The following is a 566-nucleotide window of genomic DNA, read 5'->3' as shown; positions in this document are numbered from 1 at the left end:
TTAAATTATACATGTTTGTTAAAGTGCTAACTTTTTTAAGTAGGCAAACTGGTAATTATTTTATAGATAGCAAAAAGCTTCCTGTCTGTGACAATAGACGAATTCATTCTAATAAAGTATTTGCTGGGTTTGCAAAAAGAGGCAAATCATCAACTGGTTGGTTTTATGGCTTGAAAATTCATCTAGTTATCAATGAGTTAGGCGAAATTATGAACTTTATGCTCACCCCTGCAAATGTGATGGATAATAATGAACAAGTCCTCAAAAAGATGCTCAAAGGGTTAAAAGGTAAATGTTATGGTGATAAAGGATACCTCTCTAAACTCTTTGCTTTTTTCTACCAACAAGGCTTACATTTGATTACAAAAATCAGAGAAAATATGAAAAAACAACTCGTTCCGGTTAATGATAAAATCAATCTTAAAAAAAGAGGAGTAATTGAGTCGGTTAATGATATTCTAATGACTGTATTTGATATTGAACATACTAGGCATCGAAGCCCGGTCAATGCCATAGTGCATATCTTTGGAGCTTTGGCAGCTTATTGTTTTTATGAAACTAAACCT

At 32.5% G+C, this 566-nt stretch carries 1 protein-coding gene; it reads left to right on the top strand.

Annotated elements, in window-relative coordinates:
- Positions 1 to 566, top strand: a 566-nt coding sequence (locus ACYVFA_RS21075; protein ID WP_460473842.1) for an IS982 family transposase, incomplete at both ends; no start/stop codon positions are given.

This window comes from Emticicia fontis, assembly GCF_054779675.1.
This window is presented reverse-complemented; position numbering and strand designations above follow the sequence as displayed.